14 protein-coding genes are annotated in these 16,823 nt (G+C 44.1%); 2 read left to right on the forward strand and 12 right to left on the reverse strand.

All coding sequences use genetic code 11. The features are described 5' to 3' along the window. The first annotated feature begins 195 nt into the window (after positions 1 to 195). On the forward strand, positions 196 to 1,230 hold the full coding sequence (locus HMPREF1492_RS01675; RefSeq protein WP_035427989.1) for an ADP-ribosylglycohydrolase family protein: 1,035 nt from the start codon (positions 196 to 198) through the stop codon (positions 1,228 to 1,230). A gap of 45 nt (positions 1,231 to 1,275) precedes the next feature. Beyond that, a complete protein-coding gene (add, locus tag HMPREF1492_RS01680; protein WP_035435239.1) occupies positions 1,276 to 2,274 on the forward strand; it encodes an adenosine deaminase in 999 nt (332 codons plus the stop codon). Here add and HMPREF1492_RS01685 read toward each other — a convergent pair. The 12 genes from HMPREF1492_RS01685 to HMPREF1492_RS01730 all read right to left on the reverse strand — a co-directional run bounded on the left by HMPREF1492_RS01685 (position 2,264) and on the right by HMPREF1492_RS01730 (position 16,767). Further along, positions 2,264 to 4,867: a heavy metal translocating P-type ATPase gene (locus HMPREF1492_RS01685; RefSeq protein WP_035435241.1), complete on the reverse strand. Its 2,604-nt coding sequence runs from the start codon at positions 4,865 to 4,867 to the stop codon at positions 2,264 to 2,266. The genes add and HMPREF1492_RS01685 overlap by 11 nt on opposite strands. A 9-nt stretch (positions 4,868 to 4,876) precedes the next feature. Beyond that, on the reverse strand, positions 4,877 to 5,200 hold the full coding sequence (locus tag HMPREF1492_RS01690; RefSeq protein ID WP_035431899.1) for a metal-sensing transcriptional repressor: 324 nt from the start codon (positions 5,198 to 5,200) through the stop codon (positions 4,877 to 4,879). A gap of 203 nt (positions 5,201 to 5,403) precedes the next feature. Then, entirely contained in the window at positions 5,404 to 6,189 is a 786-nt protein-coding gene (locus tag HMPREF1492_RS07520) for a hypothetical protein (RefSeq protein ID WP_156924072.1), read from the reverse strand. Positions 6,190 to 6,191: 2 nt separating this feature from the next. After that, positions 6,192 to 6,956 (reverse strand): hypothetical protein, encoded by a 765-nt coding sequence (locus HMPREF1492_RS07525; protein ID WP_156924073.1) that lies wholly within the window; start codon positions 6,954 to 6,956, stop codon positions 6,192 to 6,194. Beyond that, a complete protein-coding gene (locus HMPREF1492_RS01695) occupies positions 6,946 to 7,926 on the reverse strand; it encodes an ABC transporter ATP-binding protein (protein ID WP_035435243.1) in 981 nt (326 codons plus the stop codon). Before HMPREF1492_RS01695 ends, HMPREF1492_RS07525 begins: the two co-directional genes overlap by 11 nt. A gap of 83 nt (positions 7,927 to 8,009) precedes the next feature. Further along, positions 8,010 to 9,371 (reverse strand): DNA recombination protein RmuC, encoded by a 1,362-nt coding sequence (locus HMPREF1492_RS01700; RefSeq protein WP_232215584.1) that lies wholly within the window; start codon positions 9,369 to 9,371, stop codon positions 8,010 to 8,012. Between the two features lie 61 nt (positions 9,372 to 9,432). Further along, on the reverse strand, positions 9,433 to 10,848 hold the full coding sequence (locus HMPREF1492_RS01705) for a S1C family serine protease (RefSeq protein WP_051479336.1): 1,416 nt from the start codon (positions 10,846 to 10,848) through the stop codon (positions 9,433 to 9,435). 195 nt (positions 10,849 to 11,043) lie between these two features. After that, positions 11,044 to 11,718, reverse strand: coding sequence for a winged helix-turn-helix domain-containing protein (locus HMPREF1492_RS01710; RefSeq protein ID WP_035427982.1), 675 nt, complete (start codon positions 11,716 to 11,718; stop codon positions 11,044 to 11,046). 153 nt (positions 11,719 to 11,871) lie between these two features. Next, entirely contained in the window at positions 11,872 to 12,732 is an 861-nt protein-coding gene (locus tag HMPREF1492_RS01715) for an amino acid ABC transporter ATP-binding protein (protein ID WP_035435245.1), read from the reverse strand. Further along, positions 12,732 to 14,162 (reverse strand): ABC transporter permease subunit, encoded by a 1,431-nt coding sequence (locus HMPREF1492_RS01720; protein WP_051479337.1) that lies wholly within the window; start codon positions 14,160 to 14,162, stop codon positions 12,732 to 12,734. The genes HMPREF1492_RS01715 and HMPREF1492_RS01720 overlap by 1 nt, the downstream gene beginning before the upstream one ends. A 102-nt stretch (positions 14,163 to 14,264) precedes the next feature. Beyond that, entirely contained in the window at positions 14,265 to 15,116 is an 852-nt protein-coding gene (locus HMPREF1492_RS01725; RefSeq protein WP_035435247.1) for an ABC transporter substrate-binding protein, read from the reverse strand. Positions 15,117 to 15,453: 337 nt separating this feature from the next. Further along, complete coding sequence (locus HMPREF1492_RS01730) at positions 15,454 to 16,767, reverse strand: glutamine synthetase family protein (RefSeq protein WP_035435250.1); 1,314 nt, start codon at positions 16,765 to 16,767, stop codon at positions 15,454 to 15,456. Between the last annotated feature and the right edge of the window lie 56 nt (positions 16,768 to 16,823).

Here is a 16,823-nt window from a genome sequence, read left to right on the forward strand (position 1 = left end):
AAGCTAGGAAAGTAAGGATCTAAGGAGTGAGGCATTCCTTACGGCACAGTAAAGAAAAATCTGTAAAGACAGAGAATATCTAATTGAGGGGAGCAATCATGGCAAGCTGCTATGAGAAGCTTATCTCTGCAGGTAACAAGAGTCTCTGCAGAGCCAAAACATCACGTTCTTCTGACATAGAGAAGCGTGAGTAACATGAACACGGCAAGAAAAATTAAACTCTACAGGATGCTTACGGCCCTTGCTTATGGCGACGCCTATGGCATGCCAACAGAGATGATGTCACCACACCAAATCGATTTTGCATTTCCTGATGGAGTTCAAAGTCTTTCAAATCCACCTAAAAATGACTTTTTTGGAAGACCTTTTACCGCAGGTCAGACTACAGATGACACAGCAAATGCAATCATTTTGACTAAAAACATCATTGATAACCAGGGGGTTTTTAACCAATCCCGCTACTTTGATGCACTAGAAAATTATGTGGCAACAGAGCCAAACGCTGCACAGGTAGTTGGCCCTTCCACAAGAGCTGCGTTAGCCAATCGACTTTCTGGCCACTCGCTTAAAACGTGTGGTCGCCTTGGAACCACTAACGGATGTGCCATGAAATGTGCGCCGATGGCTTCAATTGTGAGCTGGAAAGACAAACATGCGCTCATTAACAGCGTTACTGAACTTGCGCTTCCCACTCATGGAACCAACGTAGCTATCATGGGCGCATCAATGATTGTTGCCGCCATAAGCAGAGGTCTTTCTGAAAACTCGTTTACGGTAGAGGACGCTCTTGAAACTGCTTTAAGTTACGGACACCGAGCTCTCTACACAAAAATTGGTACACAAATGCCTATGCCCAGTATGTATCAAAAGTGCATCATGGCGCTGGAGTTTTGCGAGGGTGCCAAAAACCTAGAGACTCCCCTAGCAGCATCAAGAGACATCTACGACTACTGCGGCTGTGGTTATGAAACTATAGAGACCATCCCTGCAGTTCTTGCGGTAGTTAAGCTCTCTCAAGGAAAGGTCTCTAGAGCAGCGAGAATAGCTGCAGAGATGGGTGGAGATACAGACACCATTGGATCTATTGCCTGCGCTATTTGCTCTCAGATTCACTATGACGTTTTGCCTGATGAAGTACATCTGCTTGAGCGCGTCAATGGATACCAGTTTGAAAAACTTGCGAACGATTTGGAAAACGCCACTTCCCTACCGTATGATGTAGCTATCTAGTTTGCGCTCTTTGCGCCATAGCATACGTTTCTTGTAGGAGGCGCCATGAGCTCCTGTGCTCTTATCGATTTGCATGTTCATCTTGATGGATCAATCCCACTTCCTGCCGCGGCCCAACTTGCAGCAGAAGCAGGACTTGATTTCTCTTTGGCTGAACTCAAAGAAAAGATGCAAGTCCCAGCTCATTGCCAGGATCTTAACCAGTATCTTGCTACATTTGAGCTGCCGCTCAAGCTTATGCAGTCAGCACAGGGCATTCGTACGGTTGCAAAGGCATTTCACGAGCAACTTGACGCAGAGGGCATTCTCTATGCTGAACCTCGCTTTGCACCAGGAAGTCTTACTGCAGGAGGTCTTTCTCAGCAAGAAATTCTTGAGGCTGCTCTTGCTGGTAGAGCTGACTTCTATGCAGAGCATCCACAGTCAGCGCTCCACACGGCATACATTATTTGCGCTATGCGTGGCACAGGTGAAGCGCTTAAGCACAAAAATGAAGAGTCAATTGATCTGGCTGCAGCGTACCTTGGAAATGGCGTCGTAGCTGCAGACTTAGCAGGAGCAGAAGCGCTTTTTGCCACAGAGAATTTCTCGTCACTTTTTGCTGAAGCACAAAGAAAAGATGTTCCTTTTACTATTCACGCGGGAGAAGCTGCTGGTCCAGAAAGCATCAAGGCTGCGCTTCGACTTGGCGCACAACGTATTGGTCACGGTGTTCGTTCTTTGGAAGACACAGGCGTTATCCAGGACCTTAAAGCTGCAAATGTTGCGCTTGAGATTTGCCCTACCAGCAACCTTCAAACGCGCATCTTTGAGTCAATAGAGCGCTTCCCTCTTGAGCAACTGCTTGATGCTGGTCTGACGGTCACTATCAACACGGACAACATGACTGTCTCCAACACTACCCTCTCACGCGAGTTTGAGCTTTTACAACAGCACTGCGGTCTAGACAAAAATACCGCACGTGAGCTTGCTGAAAATGCTGCACGTGCGGTATTTAGTGATTCTAGCGAGAAAGACCGTCTACTTGCCCACCTTAGGCAATAGTAGCCTCATATCCTGCCTGAACAACAGCATCAACCAATACGCTATCAGCGACATCAGAAGACAGCTCAACAACAGCGCTCTTCTCGTCAAGTGAAACGGTTGCCTTAGAGACACCCTCGACAGCCTCAAGAGCCTGTGTGACGTGTGCAACACAGTGCTGGCAAGACATGCCCTCTACGTTTAGTTTCTTCTCCATATAAGATTCCTCCTTCTGTGACGCGGATGCGTCGTTTATGGACTTAGTTTGGACGTCAATGACTGGTTTTGTGTCATGAGCGTCTTGGCGAGTTGCTGAGCTGGTATTCTTTGGCTTCCAGGTACGCAGGCGCAGTGCATTGCATACAACAAAGACTGACGAGAAGCCCATGGCGGCTGCACCAATCATAGGGTTCAGCGAAATGCCAAATGGATACAACAGGCCCATAGCTACAGGGATACAAATGGTGTTATAGAACAGAGCCCAGAACAGGTTTTCTTTAATGTTGGTCATGGTGGCGCGAGAAAGCTCAATTGAGGTAGCAACATCAGCTGGATCAGACTTCATCAAAACAATGTCAGCGGACTCAATAGCAACATCGGTACCTGCACCAATTGCAATTCCCACGTTTGCTCGCGCGAGTGCTGGAGCATCGTTGATGCCATCGCCAACCATGACAACGTTTTCTCCAGCATCCTGGAACTGCCTAATGTAAGACTCTTTTTGGCTTGGCAAGACGTCAGAAATGACCTGGTCAACGCCAAGCTCTTTACCAATAACGTTTGCTGTTGTTGCCTGATCGCCAGTAAGCATGACGGACTTAACGCCCATAGCACGAAGGCGAGCAATAGTGGATGCGCTGGTCTGCTTAACCTTATCGGCCACAGCAATAACACCAAGAAGCTTACCCTCAAGCGCAAAGTACAGCGGTGTTTTTGCCTGTTCAGCTAGCTGCTGAGCCTGAGAAGTCAGCTCTTGTGTGCTGATGCCCTCCTGCTCCATAAGACGAGCGTTTCCTGCTACAAGGCGTTTCTCGCCAACTTTTGCCGTAAGGCCACCACCAGCAACCTGTGAGAACTCCTGTACATCAAGAGAGCTGCCTGCAGACTCTCCAAGCTTCTCTTGAGCATACGTAACAATAGCCTGCGCAAGTGGATGCTCGCTCTTTTGCTCAAGCGCATATGCATACTCAAGTAGCTGCTGCTCGGAAGTTCCACCTGCACAAAGTACGTCAGTTACGCTCGGCTTGCCCTCAGTGAGCGTTCCGGTCTTATCAAGAACAACCACGGTTGCTCTAACCGCACCCTCAAGCGCCTCGGCTGACTTGACCAAAATGCCATTTGAAGCGCCCAAACCAGTGCCTACCATGATGGCAGTAGGTGTTGCAAGACCAAGTGCACAAGGGCACGAAATAACCAGAACAGCAACAGCGTGCGAGAGAGCAACCGCAAAGTCACCAGGTGCCACAAAGACAAACCATGCTGCAAACGTTACCAGCGCAATTCCAATGACAACAGGTACAAAAACACCAGCAATGCTGTCAGCAAGACGCTCGATAGGTGCTTTGGAGCTTGTTGCCTCGTCAACTAAGCGGATAATGCCTGCAAGCGTTGTATCATCACCAACAGCGGTGGCGCGCATCTTAAACCAGCCGCCAGTAGATACCGTTGCGCCTGTTACGGAATCGCCAACGGTCTTACTTACAGGAACGGGTTCTCCAGTAATAGCGGACTCATCGACAGATCCTTCTCCTTCGATGAGCTGGCCATCAACAGGAATTGACTGTCCAGCCCTTACCACAAGCACGTCTCCCACCACAACGGTATCTGCAGGAACTTCTTGTTCAACACCGTCTTTGACGAGAATAGCAGTCTTTGGGGCAAGGTTCATAAGTGCGTTAATTGCACCTGTGGTATGACCTTTTGCGCGAGCCTCAAAGAACTTACCCAAGGTAATCAGAGCAAGAATCAAACCTGCGGACTCAAAGTACATGCCGTGCATTGCCTGGTGAGCTGCAGTAATGTCTCCTGCAACAAAAGCGTTTGCCATCTGGTACAAACTGACAACACTGTAGGCAAACGACGCTGCTGAGCCCAGCGCAATGAGCGAGTCCATATTAGGAGCGCCATGCAGCAATGAGCGGAATCCACCAACAAAATAGTGGCGACAAATAAACAGAATAGGAATGCAAAGCAAGAGTTCGGTAAGAGCCAAGTTCATCATGCCATTCATACCAGAAACAGCAGGCGGAACAGGTGCTCCCATCATCTCACCCATGGCAAGATAGAACAGTGGAATGGCAAACGCCATTGAGGAGATAAGTTCAATCCTCTTTTGCTTTACCGCCTTTTCTGAAGCATCGGTAGCATCTGCCTTAGTAGTTGCAGCAGAATCTTTTTTGTCGCTACGAGGTGTTGCCTCATAGCCTGCTTTGCTTACTGCGTCAGAAATCTGCTTGAGGGTATCTGGATTACCGTCGTAATCAACTTCCATAGAATTCTTAAGCAGATTAACGCGAGCCTCAGAGACACCAGAAACAGAGCTTGCCGCCTTCTCTACGTGCGCAGAACAACTTGCACACGTCATTCCTTGTACATCAAAAACTTTCTGATCCATAACGCCACCTTACATAAAACGCTTAAAGAGGTCCATGACCTCATCAATAACTTCTGTATCACCCGACTGGATGCGGTCAACCACGCAAGACTCCAGGTGATCCTGCATTACTTCTCTTGAGATGGCCTTAACCGCAGACTCAACTGCTGCAAGCTGAATAAGGACATCTCCGCAATAACGATCCTCATCGATCATTGTTTTAATGCCATTTAACTGGCCGATTGCACGGTTAATACGGCGAGAAACTCCACTTTTAAGCTCGCTTGAGCGAGGAGTTGCCTTGTGATCACAATGACAACAAGTTTCCTGTGGTTGGCTGTCTTTCTGAGCCATCTGTCCTCCTTTGCATACCCTAAGGGGGTATTAGTTTCTGTAAACAGTATACCCCCATAAGGTATTTTTATGCAACAAAAAAAACAGCAACCGAAGCCGCCGTTTTTATCTACCCATGATTCCCATAAAACCTCCTTCAAATACCCTTATGGTTTATTAATATCCGAAGGAAATTACCCCTTATGGGTATCTTTATACAGTATTTACAAATGCATTCCCTCTATTTGACCAGTAATTCTCTGTCTGTTGTTGCAAAAAGAGATGAAAGCAAGCGTTATCAATATCCATAGAAGTTCTAAGAGCAACGCATAACCACACAATAGAAACGCATCACTTGTATTAAAACTCAAAAATAATCCGACACTTTCAACAATCCATGAAATCGGAATGCACTTGCAGATAGAAATCAAAGGGTTTGGAAATAAATAAAGTGGTATAACAGCTCCAGAAAGTATGGGGATACTTATTGATAATAAGTTTAGTACAGCAAATCCATCAGTTAACAATAAACCAATTACTGAAGAAAATACTCCAAATATAGCGCCACCAAGAGAAGCAAGAATAAGGGATATACATAAAGGAACAAGTAGGGTCAGAACATCAGCTGCTGCAATATAAAGAACAATAACTGAGGTTACAAGAGAACTCATAAAACAAATAACAGTAATTGTTATGTATCTAATTAAAAAGAATACCATTGCACGGTTTTGAGAAATCAAATACATAAAAATTGTTTTAGCAAATCGATCTTGAACAATAATATTGGCCGAACATTGCATTGCAGAAAGCCATGACGATAAAGTTAAAATTCCTACAAGCAGTGACATACTTGAGGCAGAAAGCTGCATACCAAACAGAATAAAGTATAGATATGAAAAAATAGGTTCAATAAAAAATTGAATGCAAAAAGCTAAAATAGAGCCGTAGCTGGATAAAGAAGTCAATGATATACAAATTGCAGGATAGATATATGAAGTAATTTTTTTCATAATTATGAACAATCTCCATCCTTGCGAAGATTTGAAAATGCTAATTGAATTAGAAACCGTCCTAAACAAACATATGCAATCGAAAAAATTAAACAAACAACCGAATACAAGAAAAAATCTTGCACAGTAGCTGAGGTAATTAACTTTACTGCTGGAGTCAAAGGATGTAAGTATGCGATTATACGCATTGGTAATGGAAAGTTTTCTATTGGTAAAACTATACCAGACCCTATCCATATACCAGTTAGAATAAGGCTTTCAAATGATGAAGCATTTTTTGTTAAAACATATAAAGAAGACAAAACCAAAGATGAAGAGGCGCATGCAACCGTTGAAAAAAATAGTGCCAATATCTCATTTATAGAAAGAATAATAGGAACACCAAAAAATAAGCTAAGAAGAATAGAGCACGGTACTCCAAGAACTAAACCTAATGTAGTTGCAGAAAAGATAATTGGATAAAAAATATTAGCAATTCCCTTCGGACTTATAAACAAATAATCCAAAGTTCCCTGATAACGCTGATATCCAATAATACCTGTTGAGAGAATTGTAGAAGCCCATATAGTTGCGATAGATGAATAAACCCAAAATGAATGATTACTAGACCCCTGAATCATTGAAAAAATCTTAAACAAAGAGAAGCTAAAACATGATCCAAGAACACTTATTAAAAAGAATGGAGTCGTTAAAAACATACTCGTATGAAAGCGTAACATCTGCAATTCTGAGCGCATATCAAAAATTGAATTAACACTATCTTTCATTATCTTTTCCCATTACAGCAAGGTACACCTCTTCGAGTGAAGCACGTCTTTCATTGACTTTCTTCCAACCAAAATCATCAACACATAAATCAAAAACCATTTTCTTATTTCCCGACACATCCACATAAATTGAATCAAACTTCTCAAGAACTTCAACTGACGCAATTCCAGAACATTCCTTTAAAATTTTAATTTTAGATTCATCAAGACAATCAGTTATAAACGTGTATACGCCCTCTATTTTTACTTTCTGCCTTAACTCCTCTAGGCTGCCCAGAAAAATACACTTTCCTTTTTTGAGAACAAGCACGCGATCAGCTAATAATTCAACCTCTCTCATGCTATGAGACGTAAGTAAAATACCACTAGGGATATGACGTAACTCAGCGATAAGCCGCCTGACGTCTGCCGCATTATTTGGATCTAAACCAGATGTTGGCTCATCAAGAAGAATTAAACTATGAGCCGAAATTAAAGCTCTTGCAAGATGAAGCCTTTGTCTCATTCCCCTAGAAAAAGTTGATACATTTTGATTTGAAAATTCAACTAAATGTACTTGTTGAAGGGCATTTTTAATTCTTGATTCTTGCTCATCAAAAGGGACACCACTCACTTGCGCAAAATATCTTAAGTTATTAATAGCAGTAGCATGAAGATAAAACCCATTTTCTCCACCAAGAACTAAAGAAATATTCTTACAAGCCTTGCGAGGACATTTAAGAACGTCTACACCACATGCTTCTACTTCTCCACAATCTGGGAGTAAAAGCGATGAAGCAATTTTTACTAAAGTAGTCTTTCCAGCGCCATTCGGTCCGAGTACACAAACTATTTCCCCTAAATGAACAGAAAACGACACATTATCTAAAACTATACGTTTCCCTTCTTTCATCCTGTATGATCTACTTACTTTTTTTACACTCAGAGGAAGTAAAATATCATGGTCAAGATTTGATTCCCGCTGGATCATTTTTCATCTCCTCTCGGACCGTACTAAATATATATTCTTCTTTAATGTATCTTGAACAACTTATCAATTATCGAAAAAATTACTTACTTCTCATCCTCGTCTTCATCATTTACCACGCCACTAATCCCCAACGTTTTCTGAGCCTCATCGAGATTTTCTAATGCGGTAACAGTTCTCAATTTTCTACTCATAACATTTGTTCTTGTAGTCAAAATGGTATCCAGTGCTTTTTCTGCTTTTTGAACTTGTGATCGAGCCTTTTCTAGCTGAGCCTGATACGTCTCAAACTCTGTCTTAACCGCAGAGAGTACCTTTTGAATCTCGTCTGCATGCTTCTGAATAGCAACAGATTGGAATCCCATTTGAAGACTGTTAAGAAGCGCAGCCATAGTGGAAGGCCCACACACATTAACGCGATACTCTCTCTGTAGCTGCTCAAGCAAACCCGTCTGACTGACTACCTCTGCATAAAGTCCCTCAAAAGGAAGGAACAAAATAGCAAAGTTAGTTGTCTCTGGTGGAGCAATATACTTTGTAGAGATATCTTTTGCCTCTGCCTTAATTCGAGTCTCTAGACTCTTTTTAGCAGCAGCAATCGCCTCCTCATTACCTACATTGATTGCATCCACTAAATGCTCATAGGTATCCCCTGGGAACTTAGAATCAATAGGAAGCCAAACGGTCTCCCCTGACTCTCCAGGCAACTTAACAGCAAACTCAACACGCTCAGTAGAACCAGAAACAGTAGCAACATTCTCTTCGTACTGCTCTGGAGAAAGAATGTCTCTTAGAATTGCGCCAAGCTGAATTTCTCCAACAATTCCGCGAGTCTTAACGCCAGAAAGAACCTTCTTTAAGTCTCCAACACCTTCCGCAAGACCACGCATTTCTCCCAAGCCTTGATGAACTTGCTCAAGTTGCGTAGATACGCGCTGGAACGATTGGGTCATACGCTCATCGAGCGTTTTCTGGAGTTTCTCGTCAACGGTCTGACGCATAAGCTCAAGCTTTGCTTCATTCTCTTTACGCATGTCGCTGAGCTGTTTGTCAACAGTCTCTCTAACCTTAGCAAGCTGCTCAGTTGAAGCCTGGGAAGTTGCTTTCATGTTGTCATCCACACGACGCTGAAAAGCATCAAAGCGAGCATCAAGCTGAGCAATACGCTGATCAGTCTGCTTCGTCTGATTTTGCAGTGTTGAGGTGAGCTTTTGATCAACTACCTCTCTTACCTTCTCAAGCTTTGTATCCATAAGCTCTTGCATTTTTGCCATGTTATCCGTAACACGACGATCCAACTCTTGGGAGCTTCTTATAAGCTCTGCAGATGATGTTTGACTTTGCTCTTGCAGCGTCTTTACTTGCGAGAGCTTAGAGGAAAGTGTGACAAGGCTCACGATAAGCACAATGACAACTACAGCCAAAACTAACAGCACAAGCAAATCCACAAGACTCCCCTAACTCATAGCAGAACAAACAAACGCAAACACAGCAAACACAATCTGAGTGTTAGCCAAAAATTCCGTAGATTGCTTCTGCAATGCTATTGGTAATGCTCTCTACGATATTCACAAATGGATTATCGGAATTAACATCTTTATCTCCATAAGGATTAGTGAAGTAATCCCAGAATTCTTCCCAATAGTTTTGCTGGCGGTAATACCTATAGGAATCATCATCTTCAGTACGATCCTGCTTATCATCAACGTTGTTTGTTTCGTTCTTGCTGTTCTTTTCTTTCTCTTTCATAGAAGAAAGCGTCTCATCAGAACCAAGCGTGACGTTGATGGTAAGGCGGTCTTCTCCACGTACGACCTCTACAGGAACGGTCTCTCCAATCTTGTGAGAGCGAACGGCAATAATAGCTGCATCAGCAGAAACTACGCGCTCTCCACCAATAGAGACAATAACATCACCCTTTTTAATACCAGCACCCTCTGCAGGACTATCATCAAGAAGGCCTGCTACATACGCACCGTAATCTACCGAGAGATCATTGCGCTTTGCAACTCGAGGAGTAACGGTCTGCATAGAAAGGCCAATATAGGCATGCTTAACTTGTTGGCCAGAAAGAATCTGATTTGCAATATCAATGGCATAGTTAGAAGGAATTGCAAAGCCAATACCCGCAAATGACTTGGTATCTGACGAGAACAACGTACAAATACCCACAAGCTGACCATTGGAGTCAACCAGAGCTCCGCCAGAATTACCTGGGTTAATAGCTGCATCAACCTGGATGAGGTTTGCATAAATAGTAGTTTCTCCACCCTCTGTCTCAAGCATATCTCCACGGGAAAGAGCAGACACGATACCTGCAGAAACAGAGTGATCAAGACCAAATGGGCTACCAACACTCATAACCCAACTACCAGGAGCTAAGTTATCGGAGTTACCAATCTCAATTGGAGTAAGACTATCTCCTTTAAGGTCAGCATGAAGAACAGCAAGGTCAGAGGTTGGATCTGTACCAACAACAGTACACTCATACTCTTTATCGTTAACGGAGATAGAGAACGTATCCATACCCTCAATGACGTGGTAATTGGTAAGAATGTCTCCATTTGCATTCAATACAACGCCAGAACCGGTTGAGCCTGATGAATCACTGGTAGCCTTAACGGACACAACCGAAGGCAAAACCTTAGAAGCTACCGTTTCTGCCGTCTTAGTATCAGTTGGTTCTGCAGCAGGACGAGACGTCGCTGCTTGAGAAATAGTTGCCTGACCAGATGCTGCAGGAAGCTTAGAAATTCCCTCTCCCAAAGCAATGGTAGGGACACAAGCAACGGCAAAAGCAATTGCACAAGCTGTTCTTTTTACACTTGAGCTTTTGAACATAGACATAAATCCAGTCTGCTCAACTGGCGAGAAACGCTTATAAACAGCGGTATCTGTGGTTAAACCATGTGCTTGGTTCTCCATAGACATCCTCCTTAACATCACTTTGATGCAAACAGCTAACGCACATAATTCTGCGCTAAACACCAATTTTTCAATATGTGTATTCTACCCGTTATACCGGACAAAAATTCGTTTCTCATTATGAGAAAGACGCGCGGGAGTCCTGCTCGTAAGTAAGAAGTTTCAGATCCCATTAAATGCAGTTTGTACCTGCGATTATGCTCTAAACAGATAGCCTACACCACGTACCGTCTCAAGATGAGCGGCTGCTTGAGGACCAATCTTTGAGCGAACACGCCTGACGTGAACGTCAACTGTTCTGGTACCGCCGCAGTATTCAAAGCCCCAAACGCGCTGCAAAAGAGCCTCACGTGAGTATGCACGAGACGGATGTGTTGCCAAGAATGACAGCAGCAGATACTCCATATACGTAAGATCAACAGGAGATTCGTCAATATAAACCTGATACGTAGCCAGGTTAATCTTTATATTGTCAACAATAACCAAATCTCTAGAAGTGCTCTCGGTACCTGGCCACAAAAGCAGCGAGCACCTAAGGCTAAACTCCTGGATAGTTGCAGTAGACAAAATAAAATCGCTCTTACCCTGAACAGGCAGAACAAACTTAGAAAGATTATCAAGGTCAGCAACAAACAGGCGAGCAATTCCGCCATTTTGCGCAGAATAATTCTCTACCGTGCTAATAACATCCTGGGAAAGTTCTTTCTGATCAAGAATAATCAGGTCAAAGGTATGACCAGAAGCCGCAGCCTGAGAAAATGAGGCTGCATTTGCAAGAGCAATAGACACATCAATGACATGCGAAAGTTCACGCATACGTTCATGTAAGCGTGTCGTTGCAGATACAAGAAGAATATTCTTGTGATGCATCGATTCCCCCTAGGATAAGCTTAATCTTATAAAGCATACCACAAGCTGCGAATAAAGAGCAGATATACCTTATTATCTGCAATTAGAGCGAGAAGATCTTCTCGCTCTAAAATATTTTTTATGTTTGCGTATTAATTCTAAAAAGTATGGGTTTTACGCAATAGCGCCAATGAACTCAGCTGTTCGAGGGTTTTGTGGATTGTTGAAAATGACATCAGGAGTACCTTGCTCAACTACCACTCCTCCTTCCATAAAGACCACGCGATCTGCCACGTCTTTTGCAAAACCCATCTCGTGCGTTACCACAATCATGGTCATACCAGAGTTCTTTGCCAGATTACGCATGACGTCCAAAACACCACGAACAAGCTCGGGGTCAAGCGCGGAAGTAGGCTCATCAAACAGAAGTACATTTGGATGCATAGCAACGGCGCGAGCGATTGCAACACGCTGCTGCTGTCCACCGGAAAGCGCACCAGGCTTGAAGTCTGCTCTATCGGCAAGGCCAACAGCCTCCAGCTGCTTTAGCGCCTCTGCCTCTGCCTCCTCTTTTGACTTTCCTAGAACCTTAATCTGACCAATCATTACGTTCTCTTTGACCGTTAAATGACCAAACAGATTGAATTGCTGAAAGACCATTCCCACATCTCTACGAAGCGCATTTACCTCTGCCTCGTTTGTGCCCGTAATCTCTTGATCTTCAATAAGAATATGACCTGCAGAAGGAGTCTCCAGTAGATTGATACAACGAAGCATGGTGGACTTACCAGAGCCCGAAGGGCCAAGTACAACCACAACTTCACCTGGCCAAACAGTCAGGTTAACGTCATTTAAGACATGCGTTGATCCAAACGACTTATTGAGGTGCTCAATACGAACAATAGGATGTTCACCTGCCTCAAAAGTATGATTAGTAAGGGGCTTATCACGCTCAAATGCCTCTTGTGCAGCAACTTCAGCATCCAAGGCAGGATGTTCTGTGTTCGACTTCTTTTTGAAAGAAAAGAAAGACATTAGTTTTCCTCCTTGGAGATAGCTTGAGTCTTACTTACTGAAGCGCTTACCGTTTTGCCTGTTTCTGACTGCTCCATGCGTTTCTCGATACTGCCAACTACCTTAATGAGTGGCAAGGTAATTGCCAAATAGAACAGAGCCGCTGTCATGTAGGGCGTCATGTTTCCCGTTGAGGTGGTGAGGTTTTTAGCAAACATCATCAGCTCCATAACACCTACAGAAGAAAGCAGCGAGGTATCTTTGTAGGAAGTAATAAAGTCGCTGGTAAGAGGTGGAATAACACGACGGATAGTTTGAGGAATGATGATAAACGTCATGGTCTGAAAACGATTCATTCCAAGAGAGCTTGCTGCCTCATACTGACCCGGCGGGATTGATTGAATGCCCGCGCGGAAAATCTCAGAAAGATACGCAGAAGAATTGATAGCAACCACAATAAAGCCAAGCAGATTGGTGTCCAGATTGATATTTAACATAGGAAGGCCAAAGAACAGAATATAAATCTGCAGGAAGAATGGGGTTCCACGCAACAAATTGATATATACCACCGCAAGTGCACGCAGGAGCGGATTTTTGGAAATCTTCAGCAGCGCAAAGCCCATTCCCAGCACAATAGCTACAGGATAAGCGCAAATTACAATTGCAAGGCAAACCAGCCATCCAGGAAAAAGCATCACCACTGAAGAGACAATCAGTTGTGGCTTTAAGAACATGCCCAAAAAGTGGTTGGAATTCCACGCTTCAACCCAAGGCTGAGCGTCAAGCCAATTCACTAGAGCCTGAACAGGCGTATTAGAAATAATGTTGATTTGCGGAGAAGAAGCAAGCTTTTGAGTTCCCTGCTCAGTGGTGTAGGTTCCTTCAACAGTGTACGAGCCACCGTCAGCGGGAAACTTCATGCCAGAAATCTCTACGCGAATTAGCTTCTGAGCGTCCACTGGTGTTGCAAAAGAAATCACAACCTGCGTTCCTTCAACGCTTGCCGTTGCCTCGATCTTCTCGCGCGTAAGACCTGAAAGAACGGTCACCTTAGTAGTTGCGCTCTGCAAATCAGAGCCTTCAGGAAGCTGCAAGGTCAACTGAGAGACCTGCTCGTCCTCAACTGCTCCCTCCCAGGTCAAACGGGTCTCTTTGCCACCGATAACGCCATTGCCTTCTGTCTGATTTGACTTAGCTGTTGCCTTATTTGTGGTGAGAGCAAAAGCACTCTGAACAGAAAACACGCTCAGAGACATAAAGAACAGCCCACTCAAAAGAAGCGTGGCGAGAAGAACTACAAGCAGCGAGGAGTACGCGCGATTATGCGAGAGCTTTGACTTAGCTGAATTATAAGCCGTACTCTGAGGCGCAGATTCAGCTTTGAAACTCGCAGATGACATGCACAAGGACAGTTGCTGTCCTGACATAGTTTTGTGCAAAAGCGAAATCACGTGTAACTCCTTTAGTGCTTGAGATGCCTAAGCGCTGATACTAAAACAGAGCAGTGCTTGAAGCCAAATCTGACTTCAAACACTTTTGCTGAGCTGGTAAAACTAGATGTTAGAGCCAAACCATTTGGTTTTGAGAGAAGTCATGGTTCCGTCCTTCTCCATGTCTGCAAGAACCTTGTTGATTGCCTCGGTCAGCGCAGGATTGTCCTTGGAAACTACAATGCCGTACTGCTCGCCTGTTGGAATCTCTTTTGCAATTATCAGGTCAGAATATGAAGTGCTAATCAGGTTGGAAGCAACAGGAAGATCAATGACCATAGCGTCGTACAAACCAGTTTGGACTCCTGCCATTGCTGCAGCAACATCGTCTATAGAAACAATAGTTGCCTTTGGAAGGTTCTCCTTAGCCCAATCCTCGCCGGAAGTACCTGTCTGAACAACAACCTTCTTGGAAGCATCATTGAGCGACTGCTCGGTCTCGGTGCTGCCAGACTTAACAACTAGGGACTGATTGGAGTCGAGGTAAGAAGTAGTGAAGTCTACTTCCTGAGAGCGCTCATCAGTGATGGTAATACCTGCGATAGCAACGTCTGCTTTGCCACCCTGCTTAATAGTTGGAATAAGAGTGTCAAACTTCTGGTTTGGCAGGTACGTAACCTCAAGATTGAGTCTCTTTGCAATCTCGGTAATAAGATCAACGTCAAAACCAACAGGAGTAGTTGAGTTGCCTTCAAAATACTCAAAAGGCTGGAAACCAAGCTCTGCAACAACAGTCAGATGACCCTTAGTTACCAGCGTATAGCTTGAATCAGAGGATGAAGTAGTACCCTGCTGAGTATTTTCTTGCTTAGGTGACGAGCAAGCCATAAGACCAACAAGTGCACATGCCATAAAAACAGCAGCTACGCCCTTTAGAGCATTCTTTTTAACGGTAGTAACCAGTGACGATTTCATATTTGCCTCTTCCTGAATAAAATCTGAGCTGAAATTCATTGGAATGAATTATAGAAAGCAAATATGAAAAATCTACTTATAATTTTCATCGTATTTCTCGTTTTTATTGCATAAAAATGGCGAGAAGAACAACTTCTTTGAATAAATGACTACTATTTAGTCATTCTATCCAATAAAACCCAGGTAAAAGTAATTTTTTCAGTTCATAAAACGGTAACAATTCGAATAAGAAGGCTACATTCTTTGCGTGAAACAAGGGTTTCTCGTCAAAAAACCCTGCTCTGAATAAATCAGAGCAGGGTTCAAAGAAACATATAACAGCAAGAGAAATAGTTGCTTAGCAACCAGCGTAATACTTTTGCGTATCCCAGTCAGTAACTGCCAGGCAATACTCACGCCACTCCTCTGCCTTGCGCTCGCACAGGTACGAGAAGATGTGCTCACCAAGAACATCTTTAAGAAGCTCTGACTGCTTGAAGCGCTCAAGTGCCTCTCCAAGATTAATTGGGAGCTTCTCGCCATAATCGGCAGGATTTCCGCCTACAAACTCCTCAGGAAGCAAGAGGCCTTCTTCAATACCCTTAAGTCCAGCCATAAGCGTGACAGCATTAGCCAAATAAGGGTTTGCAGTTGGATCAGGAATACGCAGTTCAGCACGGGTGGCAACATGCTTTCCTGGCTTATGCGTAGGAATACGAACCATAGCAGAACGGTTTTTACGACCCCAGGTTGCATAGGCAGGAATAGCATCACGATCAAAACGCTTATAGGAATTAACCGTTGGGTTAGTAATAAGCATGTACTCGGGAGCGTACTTAATAAGACCTGCAATGTAGTGTTGAGCAAGCTCAGAAAGGTGGGCCTCGCTCTCAGTCTTTGGAGCCCAGAACAGAGACTCGCCATCGTGGTCAAGAAGCGATTGATTCAAAAGCATGGCTGAGCCAGGGACACCCTGAAGAGGCTTTGGCATAAACGAAGCAAACACACCGTGAAGTGTTGCAATATGTCTGATAACCAGACGAGCAGTAACAATGTTATCCGCGCAAGTTAGTGCTTCTGCATAACGGAGCTCAACGCCGTTTTGAGCAGGGCCAGCTGCATGGAAAGAATACTGAACAGGAATAGAAAGATTCTCAAGTGCACGAGACGTGGAGTATCGAAGACTATGGCTGAGATCAGCAGAATTCAAATCAAGGTATCCAGCCTGATCAATAGGCTTTGGCTCAGTCCCGCTCACAAAATAAAAATACTCAAGCTTAGGGCCAACATTTGCAACATAGCCAAGGTCTTCTGCCTTAATAAAAGCATTTCTCAGTACAAGGCGTGGATCGCCTGTAAAAGCCTCACGTCGAGGAGTCTGAATATCGCAGAATACGTTTGCAACTACACCGTCATCTGTCTTCCATGGAAGAATCTGGAACGTATCTGCGTCAGGGAATGCGAGAAGATCGGACTGCTCCTGGGAAGCAAAGCCGTCAACGTTGGAGCCGTCAAAACCAATGCCCTCAACAAAAGCCTCTTCTAGCTCCTCGGGGGAAATGGAGAGAGCTTTTAATCCGCCGAGCACATCGGTAAAACAAAGACGCAGGTAGCGAACGTCTCGTTCCTCTACCGTGCGAAGAATATAGTCAATTTTCTTATCCGTACTCATACGGTCCTCCCGGGTCAGAAAACTGGAATCGTAACTACCATGACACATTCTTGTTA

Origin of the sequence: Atopobium sp. BS2, from assembly GCF_000565075.1 — a bacterium.
Lineage (GTDB): Bacteria > Actinomycetota > Coriobacteriia > Coriobacteriales > Atopobiaceae > Lancefieldella.